Source organism: Epilithonimonas hispanica (genome assembly GCF_003385395.1).
In the GTDB taxonomy this organism is placed as follows: domain Bacteria; phylum Bacteroidota; class Bacteroidia; order Flavobacteriales; family Weeksellaceae; genus Epilithonimonas; species Epilithonimonas hispanica.
Map to the genome: position 1 here is coordinate 77,814 of NZ_QNUG01000001.1, position 18,964 is coordinate 96,777.

An 18,964-nucleotide genomic window follows, 5' to 3' on the forward strand; every position below is an offset into this window, starting at 1 on the left:
GCAATCAATCCCTAAATGAGCATTGAGATCTAAAGTAATCTACAAACAATAACACAACATGAAACACAACTACATTTTTTCTCCTTTTAAAAAAACAGACCAGATGAAAAAAATTTTATTTTCTTTTACAAAATATGTTTTTGCCTTAGCCTTTCTGCTTCTCTCTCAATGGAACTGGGGGCAAACGACATTGGTTAATTATAAGTTTGAAAATAATATGGATCCAGAGACTGGTGCTATTGGATCTCCTACTTTTACAAATAGTACTAATGTTACTTATTTTTCAGGTGCTAATGGGCAGGCTATTGCATACGAAACTTCTAATACCAAGTATTTTGATCTTACAATATCCACATTAGGATATAATAATATAACTATTTCTTTTGCAGGACGTTCTTCGGCTTCTACTGGCACAAGCTGGGGTGTAACGGGGGATTCGGTAGGAGGTACAACTTTCACTTCAATCACTTCGTTATCTTGTACTAAAACATTTGCGAATCTAAATGATTATTCTTTGGGAGTAAATTACTCAAATAAAAATCTTATTAGAATTAGGATAACTGCAACAGGTAGTGGAACTGCTACTATGAGATTAGATGATTTAATCATTAAAGGGACAAGTTCTTGTACAGCGCCAACTCCAACGTGGATAACACCACCAAGTACAAATGATTGTCCTAATATTAATCAATATTATGAAACTCAGTCTGGGATGTCTAATTATGTTTGGACTTTTCCAGTGGATGCATCAAGCTACCAAATAATAAGTGGAGGTACTGCTACGGACAATAATCTAACTATAAAATATTTAACCAAAGGGGGTAAAAATATATCTGTAGGTTATAGCTCTGGTGGATGTGCCAGTACAGCACCTGCTACTCATACACAGATTGTAAACGGTGTTTCTATAGGTCCACTTTCTGCCCAGAATATTGTTGCTGGGACTAATGGAAATCAGCTAAATGCCAGTGAAGATGGAACTGTGGTCTCTAGAGAATGGAAATACTCTACAAGCAGTAGTGGTCCTTTTGTTTTATTTGCGGCGCCTCAAACAGGTGTTAGTTATGTACCTAATTTCTCAACTGCAGGTACATATTATATGGTTTGCGAAAGTCAATTCTCTTGCGGATCTGTCACCAGTAATGCTATTACAATTAATGTTTCTGCATTGCAAAAACCAGTGATCAACAGTGGTAATACGAAGATAACAACATATGGTACAGCAGGAACTGCTTATCAGATAACAGCCACAAACTCTCCTACGAGCTACGTCATCACTTCGCCTACTACTTTGCCAGCGGGTTTCATTTTTGATTCTTCTGCAGGTACATTGTCTGCCGCAGCTTCAACAGATGCAGGTGTGTATAATTTTACTATCACTGCAAGTAACTCCGCAGGTGCAAGCGACCCTTTTTCACTTGCTTGGACACAAAATAAGAGAACTGCAACTATTAGTGGTGTAACTGTTAATCCTAAAGTATATGACCAAAGTAATGTTGCAGAACTTAATTTAACATCTGCTACCTTAAACAATATTTTGGCTTCTGATGCTGGCAATGTAGGTGTGTCTGCTACTGGTTATACAGCTATATTTACTAATGTGAACGCTGGAACTAGATCGGTTACAGTAAACAATCTTTCATTATCGGGTAGTAGATCCGGTAATTATAATCTAACGCAACCTACAGGTTTGACGGGTGTCATAAGTGCAAAACCAATTACAGTTTCAGGTTGGACCGCAAATGATAAAACTTACGATACAACAACAACAGCAACAATTAATTATGCTTCCGCAAGCTTTTCTGGTGTAATTTCTCCAGATACAGTTGGTATCTCATCTGTAACTGCAAGTTTTGCAGATGCTAATGCAGAGGCAAATAAGCCGGTAACTATTTCTGCAGTTGCATTAAGCAATTCCAATTATACAGTTAGTGTGCCTGTTAGCGGATTATCAGCAACAATTTCGAGAAAAATACCAAATGTTACACCAGCATCTCTTTCTTTAGGTGTAAGCACAACTACCGAACTTAATACAGCTATTAATACAGAATCGGATGGTGCAAAAACATATGCTATTCCAACAACAACGGTTATTACATTAGCAGGTTCTCAACTTACGGCGGTAGAACTTGGTACAAGTGAGTTATATTTTTCGCAACCACAAACTACCAATTACGAAGCCGTGAGTGTTACTATTTCTATAACAGTAGAAGAGGATCCTGCTGTTGTGGGGGATTATAAAACAATATATGATGGTAATTGGAATGTTGATGCAAATTGGCAAATAAAAGACGCTGCTTTGGGCTGGATTAACACATCGTACCCTAAAACTAATACTGCTGCAACTATTTATATAAAAAACAAAACCACATTAAATATTGGAGCTTGCAATTTTAAGAATGTTGTTGTTACAAAAACTGGAGAGCTGACCCAGAGTACTAATGGTGGAATGACTATTTTGTCCAACGGAAGACTTTTAGTACAAGATAAAGGAACCTTTATTAATACAACAGTAACTAAGTTTGCTAGTAGTACAACATCTGTATTAGAAGTGGAAAATGGAGGAACGCTTATTAATAATTATGCTTCAAATCCATTAAAAGACAATTTGTTCTTAGGTAAAGAAGTTTTTCATCCAAATTCTAATTTTGTTGTAACTGCAGTTGACGCTAATTCATTTCTTACTGATCTAACAGTTTTAACACCTTATGTAGACATTAATTCTAACTCTGGTTATTTCGGCAATATTATTTTCAACTATACTACAGTAAGTGGTATGGATTTAATATCAGGTACTACAAGTGTTGTTGCCGCAACCTCTTCAAAAATAACCAATGGTGATTTAATTTTTAGAAGTGGACCATCAGCTTTTAGGTTTTTTAATGGCAATATTAATGTTAGTTCTAGTTCGACAGCACAACCCTATACAATAGGCGGTAATCTTATTGTAGAAAGTGGCTTTACGAGTACTTTAACTATGCGTAATACATCTTATACAGCTCACTTAAAGGTGAATAAGAACTTCGTGATGAACGGAACTGCGGTATTTAGAATGACGGGAAGTATAATTACTACTGCCGAGAATCTTTATGTTGATGGAGATGTTATACTAAATGATTCAAGTACTTTCTTATTTTCAACGAATTCAAATAACACACAGCCTTCTTTAAGTTTATATTTAAAAGGTGATATTACAGTTGGAGCCAATGCTACTTTTACTAATTTGAATTCTGTAAATAATAATGCTAATTTGTATTTTGTAAATAGTGGTGATGGTTTAACACCGACTACTACTCAAGCTATTGATATTGCTCCAACCACTGGTAGTAATGCTAAAATTAATTTCAGTTTAGTTTGGCCTGATTACCCATCTACACCTTATGTGAAACTTGTAAAAGATTTGGTTTTAGGAACTAATTCTAAATTCAATGTTTTATCTGGCGGTACGTTAGACTTTGGTTTTGCGGCGGATGGTGTAACAGCGCTAAACATTTTGGCTAACGGAAATGGTCAAACATTTACCTCTGTAAGTGGCTCTAACTTAAAAATCACTTCCCCAGAAGGAATTACAAAGACTGCTAATTTAGGAAATGTGCAAGTACCAGTTGCTGGTAGAACCTATAACGGTGGTGCTACTTATCACTACATAGGGAAAGAGAATCAAAAATCTGGAGATGGTTTGCCAGATGGTCTTACCAATAAACTGATTGTGGATTTGCAAACCACAGATGCGTTAAATGAAAACTTAGAGTTTAGAGCAGATGGCATTATCAAATTCAACTCCGATGGTACACTAGAAATCCGAAAAGGAAAAGTAATTGATGAGCCGGGGAAAGGTTTCAGAAATAATGTGGTAGAAAACGAGGATGGCGAGTCGGATGGTCAAAAAGGTAATATCTTAATGACAGGAGGAAGGTATGTGGTTTCTGGATCTGGAACAAAGCCTTCTTTATCCGGAAGTTATACTTTGACAGGTGGTACGGTAGAATTTGCTGGTGTAGCTGCAACAAAAATCAGGACAAGTAGTTCTCCTGTAAAACAGTATTACAATGTCGATGTCTCTGGCACTAATGTACAAGCAGGCGGTAAAAATTTGATCGTTAATCAAGTGACCAAAGTAATCGGTACAGGAAAACTGACGATTCCGGCAGCAGATGATGATAAGAATCCTTATGTGTTAACAGCCAAAAAAGGGATTCAGGTAGATGGGACTGCAACGGCTTTGTTTGAAAACAATGCACAGCTGATGCAGGATGTTTATTTGGCAGATGATATTACCCCAGTTGTTAATTCCGGTAACATTACCATGCTAAGAAAAGCAAGCGTGCCAAAAGATCAATATAACTTCTGGGCAGCGCCAGTATCAGGTATGCCAATTGGAGATATGTACAACGGTTTCCAAAAAGTAATGAAATACAACACAGAAACCAATAATTATACAACAATCGCCAACTCAACACTATTTGATAAGGGTATAGGTTACTCTGTAAAAGGATCATCTAATAATGATGTTCATACGGTAACTAACGGAAATTTTGAAGTAACAACTGCGTTTGTAGGAACACCTAATAATGGAGATATTACACCAATGGTACTATCTATAAAAGGATCAAGATATAATCTTATAGGTAACCCTTATCCATCTAATATTAATCTTGATGTTTTGTATACAGATAATGCAAGTGTGCTAGACTACGGAGGCAGTGTTAATAATACAGCAATACAGCCTACCATGTATTTTTGGGATAATCTTAATAACCCATATACTACACAACAGGCTAACTATAATGGACAAAATTATGCAGTGTATAATGCGTTGTCTAAGACAGGAACTGCCGCAACCAATGGTTCAAACATGAAGAAGCCAAACGGATTGGTAAAACCAGGACAAGGTTTTATGGTGAGAGCTAAAAGTAATAATGGAGCCAATTCTACGCTAATTTTTAAGCAAAGTGGTACTTCTGGGCTTAGAGTTACAGCCAATGTAAAAGGAGGGACAGATGCACCTTACTATAAAGGTGGAGACTCTATCATAGACCATGTAGATCGATTTTGGGTAAGGCTAACAACGCCAAATAATATCTACAACACCATAGCGGTTGTGTATAAAGAGAAAGCTCAAAATACCTATGACCTTTTTGACAGTATGCTGATGAATGGTGCTGCAAGTGACTTGTTTTATTCCTTATCCAATGATGGTGTTAAGCTAGCTATCCAAGGTAGAAAAGGTATTGTGTCTACAGAAGATGTGGTGCCATTAGGATTTAAAAATTTAACAAGTGGTTTGCATACTATCTCCATTGTAGAAAAACAAGGTGTGTTTGAATCCGGGCAAACGGTCTATTTAAAAGATAAGGCTCTAGATAAAATTGTTGATATTACTAACAACAGCTATACATATAGTGCCAATCTTGGTTCAGACGATAGTCGTTTTGAGATTGTTTACAAAGAGGATGTTGTCTTAGGTGTTGGGAATGGGTTGAAATCTGATTTTGTGGTTTACAGAGATGGAAGTGATTTTGTAGTGAAATCTTCTAAGACTTTAGGGAAAGTAGAAGTTTATGATACGGCAGGACGATTGTTAGTTGTTCAAACAACAAGTAATAAAATCTTGAAGTTGAATACTTCTACATTGCCAGAAGGTGTGTTTATTATAAAAGCTGAGAATTCTGGAGATATAAAAACCAAGAAAATTATAAAGTAAGCGATTGGTAATTTATTAAAAAGACCGAAACAAAAGTGTTTCGGTCTTTTTTTAGTGAATTACAAACTTATCAATACGTCTGCTGTTCAGACTATTCGAAGTGTTGGTATATGTTAATTTGGATTAAGAGTCTGTTTTGTATGATAAAGATTTAAGGTTTTGATGAACATAGTGCTGAAGAAATTATTAAATAATTATTGAAATCACATCATTAATTATAATTTAATATAAAAAAATCGGGATTGTAGTATAATTTTATATCTTTACACCTCAAAAATTAGGTTTATTTTTAAACGGACAATGAGGAAATATCTTAGCTTATTATTTATAGCAATTAGTTTTGTGTCTTTTGCACAGTTTCAGGAAAATGTATTTGAACAGGACAAGTTGGCTACTTCACAACATAGATCAGGTGCTGATGTTCAGGGCGATACTGGACAATCGTCTTCAGGGACTCCTAGTTCTGATGATGCTGATGGCGGTCTAGGCAACCCGGGAGATGAGCCTGTTCCTATTGATGGTCTTCTCCCATTTTTATTCTTGACTGGATTAGTTTTTATTATATATTATAGAGGGAAGCATAAAAAAATTAATATTTAAAATATAAACATCCGAAATTGATTAGTTTCGGATTTATTTTTAAGGTATGTATAGAAAAATCCTAAAACCAGTATTTGATTTCCTGTTGGCATTGGTTCTTTTGATAGGTCTTTTACCTATTTTTTTACTGCTGATTGTATTGCTTTACTTATTCAATAAACGCAATGTGTTCTTTTTCCAAGAAAGACCAGGTAAGAACGAGGAGGTTTTTAAGATTATCAAGTTCAAAACCATGACAGACCAAAAAGATGCGTCTGGAAATCTTTTGCCAGATGAGCTTAGATTGACTGAGATGGGAAAATTTGTAAGAAAAACATCCTTGGATGAGTTGCCTCAACTCATCAATGTGTTGAAAGGTGATATGAGTTTTATAGGACCCAGACCTCTTTTGGTGAGCTATCTACCGTTGTATAACGAGGAACAAAAACAACGACACCTAATAAAGCCAGGTATTACTGGTTGGGCTCAAATTAATGGTAGAAATACGATTACATGGCAACAAAAGTTTGAATTTGATGTTTTTTATGTCAATAACATCAGTTTTTTATTAGACTTAAAAATCTTTTTGTTAACCATAAAAAAAGTAATCAAGAGAGAAGATATAAACACGGCCGGTGTGGCAACCACAGAAAGCTTTAAAGGAAATGAGTAAAGTTGTGTACATATTAGGAGCAGGAGGACATGCAAAAGTGGTGATAGAAATAGCTGAATTGTTGGGCTATGAGATTGCAGGGGTTTTTGATCATAACAAAGATGTTAAAGATGTTTTGAACTATTCGGTTTCTCATGATTTTGATGTTTTTTCAAAACACAAAAATGTTTTTTTTGCTTTGGGTAATAATCGTAATAGAAAAAAAAATTCTGAGAGTTTCGGAATCAATTACCCTAATTTGATTCACCCTTCCGCTATCATTACGAAGCGTATTGATTTGGGTCGAGGGAATGCTGTTATGGCGGGCGTGGTGATTAATTCTTCTGTGAGAATAGGTGATTTCTGTATTATCAATACATCATCTAGCTTGGACCACGATTGTGAGATAGAAGATTTTGTTCATATCTCCCCAAAAGCCGCTTTGGCAGGTAATGTAAAGGTAAAGGAAGGTGCACAAATTGGTATCGGGGCATGTATTAAACAAAATGTAACGATAGGTAAATGGGCGGTTATTGGTGCTGGTGCTGTTATTATAGAGGATGTGCCGGATTATGCCGTAGTTGTAGGTAACCCAGGTAAAGTGGTGAAATATTGTTATTGAATTTTGAACAATATCTCATTATTTTGTGAAAATTTTTAAGCGTAGATTGTAGTCATGTTGTTAAAAGCTTTGAAGTTTGAATTATTGTTGAGAATATGATATTATTAATTATTTGCTAATAAGCCCAATAATACGCCTAATTATAATATCTTTACAAGAAAATTAATAAATGGATTCTAAAATTTGGCTGTCATCGCCTCACATGGGTGGGATGGAGATGAAGTATGTCCAAGAAGCGTTTGATAACAATTGGGTTGCTCCATTAGGAAAAAATGTTGATGAATTTGAAATAGCCATAGAACATTATCTTCAAGACAATAAATTTGTTGCAGCACTAAGTTCCGGAACCGCAGCTTTGCATCTGGCTTTGATTCAGCTAGGCGTGGGGTATGGCGATGAGGTGATTTGTCAATCTTTTACATTTTCGGCATCTGCCAATCCTATAAAATATCTTGGGGCTACACCTGTTTTTGTAGATTCGGACCCATCCAATTGGAATATGTCTCCAGAGTTTTTGGAGAAAGCGATACAGGATAGAATCAAAAATCATAAAAAACCAAAAGCTGTAATTGTAGTTCATCTCTATGGTATGCCGGCTTTGATGGATGAGATTTTGGAGGTTTGTAATCGGTACGAGATACCATTGGTAGAGGATGCTGCAGAATCTTTAGGATCAAGTTACAAAGGAAGAAAATGTGGCACATTTGGAGAATTTGCTTTGCTTTCTTTTAATGGTAACAAGATTATAACAACATCTGGAGGAGGTGCTCTTGTAGCTAACACAAAGGATGAGAAGTCTAAGACTATTTTTCTATCCACGCAAGCTAGAGACCAAGCTCCCCATTATCAACATTCTGAAGTGGGGTATAATTATAGATTGAGCAATATCTGTGCAGGCATCGGAAGGGGACAAATGGAAGTTCTTGAAGAAAGAGTGCAACAGAGAAGAGCAAACCACGATTTTTATAAAGAATTGTTTTCTGATATAGAAGCTGTAGATGTTTTTTCCGAAGCTAATTCTGATTTTTATTCCAATCATTGGCTTACAAGTATTACCATTAATAAAGACATTTGTTCAAAATCAAATCTAGATATGATGTCTGCATTTGCGGAGAAGAATATAGAAACACGACCATTGTGGAAACCAATGCATCTGCAACCTGTTTTCAAAGATTGTCCATATTATGGAGGAGACGTTGCCGAAGGATTATTCAACAAAGGTCTATGCTTGCCGTCTGGTTCTAATCTTACAGATGAGGATAAAAAGAGAATAGCAAGTGTTGTAATTAACTTTCAGTTTTAAAATAGGGGCAATTAGAAAATGGAGAAAGTTAAAACTTATAAAAGATTCTCACTCAATGATAATGTGTTGGATCTTGCAGATCTCAAATTTCTGCCAAGGTGGGTTATTCTAGTGATTGATTTGATCATCATCATCACATCGCTTCTTGCATCTCATTTACTTATACTAGGGTTGGAGGTTAATCATTACAAGGTGTTTCCTCTAGGGTATGTATTTCTCTTTATTCTGGCGGTTAATGTTTTGTTTATGTATATATTCAAAACCTATTTGGGAGTTATAAGGCACTCTACTTTTGTAGATCTTTTCAAGATATTTTTGGCTAATCTGTGTTGTGTTTTAACTATTGTTGCTATCAATTATTCATACTTTTTGATTGCTAATAAAAAAATAGTTCTTATTCCATTTCTGGGGTTGTATTTTGCTATTTCCTGTTTGTTTTTATTTGTTTTCAGGCTTTGTGTAAAAGGTTTTTTCAATATTATAAAAGAAAATAAGAGGAGTAATAGTAAGAGAAAAATCTATATTCTGGGAGATGATGTTACTTCTGTGGCTATTGCCCAGGTTATTTTGTCTAATCCAAATTTACCTTTTGATATTAGAGGTTTTATATCTTATCATGATAAAAGGTTGAATGTTAAGCTTTTAGATAGGAAGGTTGTTGCGAAGTCAAAATTTATTAATAATCTCAAAAATGGGATTAATGAAGTAAGTAGTGTCTTGGTGATTAAAGAAGCTTTACAAAAAGAAGAATTGGACTTTTGGGTTAATATTTTTCTTGAGTACAATTTGAAAATCTATAAAGCACCAGCGTTGCAAAAATTACGTACTAATGATATCGTTAATCAGATTAATAGAATCCAGATTGAGGATTTGCTCAATAGGAAGCAAATCAAACTAGATAATCTAGAAATCAGAAAGCGACATTTCCAAAAAACGGTTTTGGTTACTGGCGGTGCAGGATCTATTGGAAATGAGATTGTAAGACAAGTTGCTCTTCTTAATCCAATGCAGATTATAATTTTGGATCAATCGGAGACACCTCTTTATGAAACAGAGCTGGAAATGAGAGAAACTTATCCTCATATCAACTTCAAATTTGTATTGGCAGATATATCCAATTATAGTCGTTTGGAACCATTGTTTAAAAAGTACAACTTCTCTATGGTTTATCATGCAGCAGCTTATAAGCATGTTCCTATTGTAGAAGATAATCCGCACGAAGCAGTTCTTGTAAATGTGATGGGAACCAAAAACCTAGCGTTACTAGCTAATAAATATGGTGTCAATAGATTTGTAATGGTTTCTACAGATAAAGCGGTGAATCCTACAAACGTAATGGGTGCGTCCAAAAGAGTTGCCGAATTATTTGTTCAATCCTTACAAAATCTACAAGGTAATACTACGAAATTTATTACCACTAGGTTTGGGAATGTTCTTGGTTCCAATGGTTCTGTAATCCCACATTTCAGAAAGCAAATTGAAAAAGGAGGTCCAGTTACTATTACACATCCGGAAATTGTAAGATACTTTATGACCATTGCAGAGGCTTGCGAGTTGGTTTTGAATGCCGGAACTATGGGGATGGGTGGAGAGATCTATGTTTTTGATATGGGAGAACCTGTAAAGATTCTCGATTTGGCGAAAAGAATGATAAAGCTTTCCGGCTTTGAACCAGATATTGATATAAAAATAGTTTACACAGGACTGAGGCCTGGTGAAAAATTGTACGAAGAACTTCTGAGTGATGATACTCGTACACTGCCAACATCTCACGAAAAAATTATGATTTCCAAAGATCCATCTATGGAATTTGAAAAGATTGATGAACTAACAGATCGTATTATAGGTTTTTCTAAGAAAGAAGAGAAGCAAGAAATTGTAAGAATACTAAAAATAATCGTAAAAGAATTTAAAAGCAATAATTCTATTTACGAATCGTTAGATAAATAAGAATTCCTATATTTGCAAACCTTCAATTTAAGAAATCATTTATGAGAAGAGCTTTATCCATAATTTTTATGGCTTCAATGTTTTGTATAATATTTTCGTGTAAAGTAAAAGAGGACATCGATTACGTGAAAAATATAGAGCAAACGGCAATTCAAACCTCTATTCAAACATCTACTTTTACGATTCAGCCGGGAGATCAATTAATGATTTCTGTTACTGCAAAAGATAATGATGTAGCAAAACCTTTTAATCAGAATTATTCTTCTAGTGATGTTTCACAATATTCGCTTTCTAGTAGTAATTTGCCTGTTCAAGGACAGTCGTCAGTTTCTGGACCTACTTATCTTGTGGACTCTAGAGGTGATGTACAATTTCCAATTCTAGGTTCTATTAATACAGCTGGGAAAACCATAGAAGAGTTTCGAGAGATTCTTAAAGAAAAATTAAGAAAATACATAAAAGAACCTGGGGTTAGCGTTAGAAATACGAATTTTAAAATTACAATATTGGGAGAAGTAAGCAAACCAGGCGCTTTCACTGTTCCAGATGGGCAATCTATGACTCTTCTTGCAGCCTTGGGTTTAGCGGGCGATTTGACTATCTACGGTCAAAGGACAAACGTTCTAATCATTAGGAATGTTGATGGAGCTACTACCAAACAATATATAGATTTGACTGATGCAGGATTTATGAATTCTCCGTACTACTATGTGAAACAGAATGATGTGATCTATGTTACGCCTAATAAAACCAGAAAAAATTCATCGGCATATGGTCCTCAAACGGGGGTTTGGATATCTATAGCGTCTGTAGTAGTAGGGCTTTTAGCTTTGCTATTTAGATAGAAGTTTTTTCCTGATATACAAATACTTTTTTTAAGAATAAAACGTAAAAAAAACTCGATTTGTTATTGATTATGAGGGGAAATGATTTTAATGAAAATGAATAAAGTCATAATTATTTTGTTCCCCAATTATTATCATAAAAAAAAATCTCTTAGTAAAGAAAAATCAGATTAAATTGCAAACTAAAAGGAAATTAATTTCTAGCGATTTTATCTAAAAAATATATAAATGTTGCAGTTGCAATTTTAAAGAAAGAAGTTTTTATAGCACATGCCATTATATTTGGAAATCCAATATCCCAGAAAATAGTGGTTTTTGTATCAAATCATATAGTAGTAAAAATTTTGGCTATGGTTGGTTACCAATCTAATTATAGTTACCATAAAAAATAAGTCTTTTTAAATGAATAACGTTACGACAAAAGGAGAGGAAATAAGTCTGCGGGAAATTTTAAAACCATTTTCGAAAAAGTGGTACTGGTTTTTATCAAGTGTTTTAATAGCGCTAATTCTAGCTGTTATCTATATAAAATTTACGACACCAGTTTATCAAGTTCAGTCTTCTGTATTAATAAAAGATGCAAAAAAAATGTCATCGGCATCGGGAGATTTTGGCGTTTTATCTGGGATTGGAGGTTTTGGCGGTATGGGAACCAACAGTATCGAAAACGAACTAGAGATTTTCAAATCAAAAAAAATAGTTGGAGACGTTTCTAAAAAACTTAAGATTCAAACTTCTATTTTTTCTAGAGAAAAATTTTATGATGTTGAGTTGTATAAAGATTCTTCCCCTTTCGAAATTTATGTTGTTAATGAAAAGGAATTTGAAGAGTTACCAAAAAAACCAATAGATTTTAAGGTAGAAAATAATAAAATTACACTTTCCTCAAAAGAACTGAAGACGGATATTGTAGGATCTTTTAATAAACTGATTAGTTTGCCATATGCCAACATCATCATTACAAAAAATCCAAAATTCATTAGAAAGAAAGTTAAAAATTTAGAACTTAATGATTTTTATTTTACCTACTCTAATCTAGAGAGCTTGGTTAATAATTTACAAGAAAGCATTACTGTAGATCTTGTAGATAAAGATGCAACCGTTATTGGATTATCTATCAATCATCAAAATAAAGATAAGGGAAAAGATATCCTGAATGGTATTTCTGATATGTATAATGAGTATGCTATTTTGGATAAAAATACAGAGTCTAAGAAAACTAAGGATTTTATTGATGATAGAATTGTTATCATATCCAAAGAGTTAGGCGATGTAGAGACCGAAAGACAGCAATTTAAAGTGGATCATAAGATTGTTGATCTACCATCGGAGGCGAGGCTAAACCTGCAATTGGTTACAGAATCTCAAAAAAGAGAATTGGAACTAGATACGCAGCTAGAACTTACGAATGTTTTAGTAAATTATATTAATTCTCCGGCTAATAATTACCAAATTATCCCAACTAATATTGGTATTGATAGCCCTAGTGCAACCTCTAATATTTCGGCATATAATAAATTAATTTTAGATAGAAATCGTCTACTAGAGAATGCAACACCTGATAACCCATTGGTTGTAGAAGTAACAAAAGACATTAATGCTCTAAAAGGAGCTTTGAAAGAAAGTTTATATAAGGCTATTACAAACCTGCAAGTATCTAAAAGGGATGTGGTAAAATACGCTAATGAAAAAGACAGTAAAATTCAACAGATTCCTTATCAAGAAAAATTATTTAGAAATATAGAACGTCAACAGCAGATTAAAGAGAATCTTTATCTACTACTATTGCAAAAAAGAGAAGAAGCAGCTATATCTATGGCTATTACAGGAGAAAAGGCAAGAGTTGTAGATGATGCCTTTGTCGCTAAAAATCTGGTAGCACCAAAAAAAATGATTGGTCTATTGGCAGCGGTTGCATTAGGGCTTATTATTCCGGCAGTATTTATATATCTAAAAGAGCTTCTTAATAATAGTATTATTTCAAAACATGATTTAGAAAAACTTACAAGAGTTCCTGTTATAGCGGAAATCCCTCGTTTATCTAGGAAAGATGATGAGTTGATAAAAGTAAATGATGTTTCTCCATTAGCGGAAGCATTCAGAATATTGGTTACCAATATCAAGTTTATTTTACCTAAAAAGGATTCCGCAAAAATTATTTTTGTGACATCTACTGTAAAAGGAGAAGGTAAAACCTTTGTCTCTGTAAACTTGTCTTTGGCGTTGTCATCACCTAAAAGCAAAGTTTTAGTTATTGGATCAGATATTAGAAATCCACAATTACAACGCTATAATCCTAACATGAAAGGTTCAAAAGGATTGACCGAGTTTCTATATGGTGATGTTGAAAAAGCCAAAGAGATTATCCATCCAAGCGGTTTTATAGATAATTGTGATTTTATCTACTCGGGTAGTCTACCACCTAACCCTGCCGAATTATTACAAAATGGACGTTATGAGCAATTATTGGAACAAGTAAAAAATGAGTATCAATATATCATTTTAGATACTGCACCACTTATGCTTGTTACCGATTCTCTTTTGATTTCACACGTAGCAGATGCAACACTATACGTAACTAGATCCGAAACTACGGAAAAAGGATTCATCGACTTTGCCAATAAAACTATTGAGACTAAGAAAATTAACAATGTGGCCTTTGTACTCAACGATATTCATAAAACTAATTTTGGATATGGTAACAAGTATGGATATGGTTACCAGGCTGAAGAAAAAAAATGGTGGCAATTTTTTAGATAATTATTTCACTATTTAAAATATGTCATCCAAAAAAAATAAGCTTGTAAGTATAAAATTAAATTTTGTATTGAATGCATTAAGAGTATTATCAACAGCCTTGATTACTCTTTTTACTATGCCATATCTTAATCGGATTTTAGGAGCAGAAAATGTTGGAAAGGTAGAATATGTTTATACTATTATTAACTATTTTGTTCTCTTTTCTTCCATTGGTATACCTATGTACGGAATCCGAGAAGTGTCCAAAGCTAGAGACGACTCCAAAAAGCTATATACCTTAGTATCGGAATTGCTCATTATACTTTTCGCTACAACTATTATTTCCTATGCACTGATTTTTGGTATTCTTATCCATTTAGGTTTTTTAAGCTCGTATAAAAGCCTAATCTTTATTATGTCTTTCCTTGTAATATTGAATAATATCGGGGCAGAATGGTATTTCCAGGGTCTAGAAAATCAGAAATTTATTACCATTAGGAATGTTGTAGTGCGTTCTTTAGTTTTTGGATTGATTTTTATTTTAGTGAAAACAAGTTCCGATTATGAAACCTATGCCATATTGTTTGTCATAATGTTATTTGGCGCCAATGTTATCAATTTTATTATAATAGGAAAAAAAATTATTTCAAACAAAATTCAGATTAGAAGTCTAAATCTCAAAAAACATATAAAACCGATTTTTGCAATTTTTGCAGCTACTATTTCGGTCAATATTTATCTCCAATTAGATAATTTTTTAATAGGAATTATTTCGGGAGACCGATATGTCGCATATTATACGATTGCCAACAAGTTGATTCGATTTGTAATATCTTTCATAACTATTGTTGGTGCTGTGATGCTTCCAAGATTGTCTTATTTGTTTTTGAACGATCGAACAAAGTATAATAATCTACTCAGAAAATCTTTTGATTTGATGATGCTGCTAGCAATACCTAGTTCCATCTATTTCTTTATATTTTCACAAGAAATTATTATGTTCATGGGAGGCGAAGAATTTATAGCAGCTAATCTTACCATGAAAATACTTTCGCCTCTTTGTATTATTGTAAGTTTTGCCTATTTCTTTGGCTTTCTAATTCTATATCCACAAGAGAAAGAAAGAATCTATACTGTTGCTACTATTGCTTCTGCTTTCTTGAGTGTATTATTGAATTATTTTGCAATAACAAATTTTCAACAAAACGGTGCTGCTGTTGTAGCATTGCTTGCAGAAGGATTAGCAATATTAATCATGTTTTATTTTATAAAAAAAGAATATAATTTTTCAGAATTTTTTAATTATAATTTTTTTAAAATTATATTAATTAATGTAATTGTTATGATAATTACAATTTTCGGAAAAAAAATGATTACTTTCGGAGGTAATAATTTTGAATGGATTAGCTTTTCTTTATTCTTTGCTTTTTCTTATTTCTTGATATTATTAATCCTAAAAGAAAAGAATACTATTGAGGTTCTAAAACAGGTGAAATTGAAGATTGGAGCAATTCAGAATAAAGAATAAAATTTAATAAGAACTACGTTCATGGATATTTCTATAATTATTGTAAATTATAATACTTTAAATCTTACTAAAAAAGCGATTGATTCTATATTTGAATACAGTCCAAAAAATCTTGATATAGAGGTTGTAGTTGTAGATAATGCTTCTACAGATGGTAGTAAGGATTATTTTGAACATGATTCGCGTATAATTTATATATATTCAGATGAAAATTTGGGCTTTGGGAGAGCTAATAATATTGGGATAAATAAATCTGACGCCAAATATATCTTTCTTTTAAATTCTGATGCATATCTGATTGAGGATGTTTTGACTCCTTTTTATAATTTCATGGAAAACCCAGAGCATCAAAACGCTGCTTGTTGTGGCGCTAATGTAATTGATGGAAATGGTAATAACGCTGTTATAGGTGGTAATTTACCCTCTGTAAAAGAATCAATTGCAAGACTTGGTTTTGCTGGTTTGTTTATTCCATATTACAAAAGATATATGGCAAGTGGGATTAAACATTATCCAGACAGAGGGACTTTTTATGAGATTGGATGTGTTACAGGAGCCAATATGTTTTTGAGGAAGTCTATACTAGTAGAAACAGGTGCTTTTGACCCAGATTTTTTCCTTTATTACGAAGAGACAGAAATGAGTTTTCGTTTTAAAAAGCATGGTTATAAAAGCTATATCCTTGCCAATCATAAAGTAGTGCATCTAGAAGGTAGTTCGTCTAAAAAACCGGCTATTAATAAGGTAGTAGAAAGGTATTATTCTCAAGGGCGATATTTGTATTTTGAAAAAAGTCATGGTAAAAGTTCGGCGAGATTTGTTACCTTACTTTTCGGCGTACAATCTATATTATTTGGTATTTTCAAATTCAAAAAAGTACATTTTACTAGAGCAAAAATCATTTTTAATACACTAAGATAATTTTTAAGATATGAATTTGGTTATCAATAACTTAAAAATAAAAAAAAGCGAGTCCAAAGTAATTTTTGCATTGGCTATTATATTTTGTGTTTTAATCGCTTTTTTCAAAGAGTCTATCTTTCCGGAGAAGTATTTTTTTGATTCTTATGGGATACAAGACTTAGTAGAACATCCATACAAAAGTGTGGGAGATACCTCGGTTACAAATACTGCTAATTTTTACAAGATATTGCATGTGGACAGATTTGTTTGGACACCTATTCTTGCTCTATTGTCATATCTTATTGGGATTTTGGTTGTATTCAAAAAATATAATGTAGAAGCAATTTCGTTTACTAAATTTTTACTAATTACAGCCTATAGTGTAATGGCTATGGTTTATATTTCTACATTTAGCAAAGATTTGGTCGTGTTTTTATTAGTAGTTCTGCCGTTTATTTTTTTTGAAAAAAAATATCTTTTTGTTTGGACTTTATTTGTTCTTTTCTACGCAACATTTTTTAGAAATTATTGGTTTATTACCATTTTATTATTTTGGGGATTTAAATTTTTTATTGTAAAAAGACCAAAATTACTTTTGTTTGTTATTCCAGTATATTATGTTCTAATTTCCTTTGTCTATAACTATATTTTTGGGACACCGCTTTCCATGATTCGATATATGACAAATCTTGACAGAGACGCGGATTCTGCACAAACAGCAATTGCAATTTTTATAAAAGGTAGTAATTTCTTTATGGAGGCTATGAACTACTTCGTTACCCTCATCTTTTTAATTGCTCCAATCCCTTTGATACTTCTAGCAAAACCGTTTTACATTATATTAGCATTATTGATTATTGTGTTTTTTTATAATTTCATAAAGCTGTATATCAAGGAGTATTTTAATAAAGATTATACGAATATCTTTTCTTTTGTAATTTCATTTATGCTTGTACAAAGCTTATTTGAACCAGATTATGGGAGTTTTGTGCGTCATTTGGCTCCATTATATCCGCTAATTTTTGTTTGTATAGCAAAAAACACTAAGTTTTTAAAAACAGAAAATCCACTAATATGAAAACACAAAAAATAATTTTTTTATTGAGTATTTCTATCTTTTTTCTTATAAGTTTTAATTCTTTAAAGGATGAGTACAAACCAGTTCAGGATGACTGTTTTCCATTAATTTGGAATCAGGGGGGTACCAAAAAATCATGGATCTACTTAAACCAAGATGAAACAAAGGTTTATAAGAAGAATTCTGATATTACAGAAGGTGATGATCTAAAAATGCCAAAAAACAATTGGGATGCAACTTATACCGATACACAAAGCAAACAGCAATTCAGTACACCCAATAGAACAAATGCGTCTTTTAAACTTGTAACATTAGGTTATAAAGTGGATGATCAGAAGAAAGATGTTGGTTTCGATTTTTCTATTCTTAACAATTCTAAAAATAAAGTTGATCCTTATATTTTTAGAGTAGTCAATAACTCTCGTAAGGAAAATATAAAGAATATAGGAAATCTAAGAGAAGTTGGTTTTGTTTTTGAAAATTGGCCACAATATTGGAAAGAAGCAAATAAATGGACCGGAGGGCTACATTCTTTTTCAGATAATTATCAAGTAGAAAGCCTTGATAATCTAAAAGTGAAATTCAAATTTAGATTAGTTAATTTCAATACGCCTTTGTACAAATCTTTGATTAAAGAAAAATGGTTAGGGAGCTACATGACCTGCGATTTAAGATTTAATGAATATGATGAAAAGGGGAATATTTTAAATAAATATCTTATTGGTGTTATTTTCTCAAACCCTTTAAAAGTAGATTATAACGACAATCCAAATGATGCGGTGTTGTTTGGAAAAGGAAGCGCAAAAGCAGGTGAGCAGCAGATTCTCCTCCTTCACGGGAACAAAGTGGGGATAAAGGAAGTAAATACCATGGGTAAAACAAATGATTTTAAAACAGTTGAAGTAGACTTTAAACCATTAATTAATAAGTATTTGAAGATTAATGAAAACAGGAAGAATATTATTACAGGTCTTGATATTTATAGTGCAACTCGTGGTGTAGATTTTATTTATGAGATTCAAGATATACAGGTCACAGGATGTCAATAATTTAATCTCGAT

General features: G+C 33.1%; 12 protein-coding genes. All 12 read left to right on the plus strand.

The genetic code is table 11. From position 1 onward, the window contains the following. The first annotated feature begins 217 nt into the window (after positions 1 to 217). The 12 genes from DRF58_RS00370 to DRF58_RS00425 all read left to right on the plus strand — a co-directional run bounded on the left by DRF58_RS00370 (position 218) and on the right by DRF58_RS00425 (position 18,952). Positions 218 to 5,704, plus strand: coding sequence for a YDG domain-containing protein (locus tag DRF58_RS00370; RefSeq protein WP_162300297.1), 5,487 nt, complete (start codon positions 218 to 220; stop codon positions 5,702 to 5,704). Between the two features lie 300 nt (positions 5,705 to 6,004). Next, positions 6,005 to 6,304 carry a hypothetical protein gene (locus DRF58_RS00375; RefSeq protein ID WP_116031539.1) on the plus strand — a complete coding sequence of 100 codons (300 nt, stop codon included), beginning with the start codon at positions 6,005 to 6,007 and terminating at the stop codon, positions 6,302 to 6,304. A gap of 46 nt (positions 6,305 to 6,350) precedes the next feature. After that, on the plus strand, positions 6,351 to 6,956 hold the full coding sequence (locus DRF58_RS00380) for a sugar transferase (RefSeq protein WP_116031554.1): 606 nt from the start codon (positions 6,351 to 6,353) through the stop codon (positions 6,954 to 6,956). Next, complete coding sequence (locus DRF58_RS00385) at positions 6,949 to 7,557, plus strand: acetyltransferase (RefSeq protein WP_245955332.1); 609 nt, start codon at positions 6,949 to 6,951, stop codon at positions 7,555 to 7,557. The genes DRF58_RS00380 and DRF58_RS00385 overlap by 8 nt, the downstream gene beginning before the upstream one ends. Positions 7,558 to 7,726: 169 nt before the next feature. Next, a complete protein-coding gene (locus tag DRF58_RS00390) occupies positions 7,727 to 8,860 on the plus strand; it encodes a DegT/DnrJ/EryC1/StrS family aminotransferase (protein WP_116031558.1) in 1,134 nt (377 codons plus the stop codon). 18 nt (positions 8,861 to 8,878) lie between these two features. Continuing rightward, on the plus strand, positions 8,879 to 10,810 hold the full coding sequence (locus DRF58_RS00395; protein WP_116031561.1) for a polysaccharide biosynthesis protein: 1,932 nt from the start codon (positions 8,879 to 8,881) through the stop codon (positions 10,808 to 10,810). Positions 10,811 to 10,851: 41 nt separating this feature from the next. Beyond that, on the plus strand, positions 10,852 to 11,655 hold the full coding sequence (locus DRF58_RS00400; RefSeq protein WP_116031563.1) for a polysaccharide biosynthesis/export family protein: 804 nt from the start codon (positions 10,852 to 10,854) through the stop codon (positions 11,653 to 11,655). Positions 11,656 to 12,057: 402 nt separating this feature from the next. Then, positions 12,058 to 14,415 carry a GumC family protein gene (locus DRF58_RS00405; protein ID WP_116031566.1) on the plus strand — a complete coding sequence of 786 codons (2,358 nt, stop codon included), beginning with the start codon at positions 12,058 to 12,060 and terminating at the stop codon, positions 14,413 to 14,415. A gap of 19 nt (positions 14,416 to 14,434) precedes the next feature. Continuing rightward, positions 14,435 to 15,922, plus strand: a complete 1,488-nt coding sequence (locus tag DRF58_RS00410) for a flippase (protein ID WP_116031569.1) — start codon at positions 14,435 to 14,437, stop codon at positions 15,920 to 15,922. A 21-nt stretch (positions 15,923 to 15,943) separates the two neighbouring features. Next, the gene (locus tag DRF58_RS00415; RefSeq protein WP_116031571.1) at positions 15,944 to 16,843 is read left to right on the plus strand and encodes a glycosyltransferase family 2 protein; all 900 of its coding nucleotides are present in this window, start codon (positions 15,944 to 15,946) and stop codon (positions 16,841 to 16,843) included. A gap of 10 nt (positions 16,844 to 16,853) precedes the next feature. Then, complete coding sequence (locus DRF58_RS00420) at positions 16,854 to 17,903, plus strand: hypothetical protein (protein ID WP_116031574.1); 1,050 nt, start codon at positions 16,854 to 16,856, stop codon at positions 17,901 to 17,903. Then, positions 17,900 to 18,952: a hypothetical protein gene (locus tag DRF58_RS00425; protein ID WP_116031577.1), complete on the plus strand. Its 1,053-nt coding sequence runs from the start codon at positions 17,900 to 17,902 to the stop codon at positions 18,950 to 18,952. The genes DRF58_RS00420 and DRF58_RS00425 overlap by 4 nt, the downstream gene beginning before the upstream one ends. Positions 18,953 to 18,964 lie beyond the last annotated feature (12 nt).

Bases quoted from the DNA above. Each gene is read 5' to 3' on its own strand.
- DRF58_RS00400 (WP_116031563.1), top strand. From the start codon at position 10,852: ATGAGAAGAGCTTTATCCATAATTTTTATGGCTTCAATGTTTTGTATA.
- DRF58_RS00370 (WP_162300297.1), top strand. From the start codon at position 218: ATGGATCCAGAGACTGGTGCTATTGGATCTCCTACTTTTACAAATAGT.
- DRF58_RS00420 (WP_116031574.1), top strand. From the start codon at position 16,854: ATGAATTTGGTTATCAATAACTTAAAAATAAAAAAAAGCGAGTCCAAA.
- DRF58_RS00395 (WP_116031561.1), top strand. From the start codon at position 8,879: ATGGAGAAAGTTAAAACTTATAAAAGATTCTCACTCAATGATAATGTG.
- DRF58_RS00390 (WP_116031558.1), top strand. From the start codon at position 7,727: ATGGATTCTAAAATTTGGCTGTCATCGCCTCACATGGGTGGGATGGAG.
- DRF58_RS00380 (WP_116031554.1), top strand. From the start codon at position 6,351: ATGTATAGAAAAATCCTAAAACCAGTATTTGATTTCCTGTTGGCATTG.
- DRF58_RS00385 (WP_245955332.1), top strand. From the start codon at position 6,949: ATGAGTAAAGTTGTGTACATATTAGGAGCAGGAGGACATGCAAAAGTG.
- DRF58_RS00405 (WP_116031566.1), top strand. From the start codon at position 12,058: ATGAATAACGTTACGACAAAAGGAGAGGAAATAAGTCTGCGGGAAATT.
- DRF58_RS00410 (WP_116031569.1), top strand. From the start codon at position 14,435: ATGTCATCCAAAAAAAATAAGCTTGTAAGTATAAAATTAAATTTTGTA.
- DRF58_RS00375 (WP_116031539.1), top strand. From the start codon at position 6,005: ATGAGGAAATATCTTAGCTTATTATTTATAGCAATTAGTTTTGTGTCT.
- DRF58_RS00415 (WP_116031571.1), top strand. From the start codon at position 15,944: ATGGATATTTCTATAATTATTGTAAATTATAATACTTTAAATCTTACT.
- DRF58_RS00425 (WP_116031577.1), top strand. From the start codon at position 17,900: ATGAAAACACAAAAAATAATTTTTTTATTGAGTATTTCTATCTTTTTT.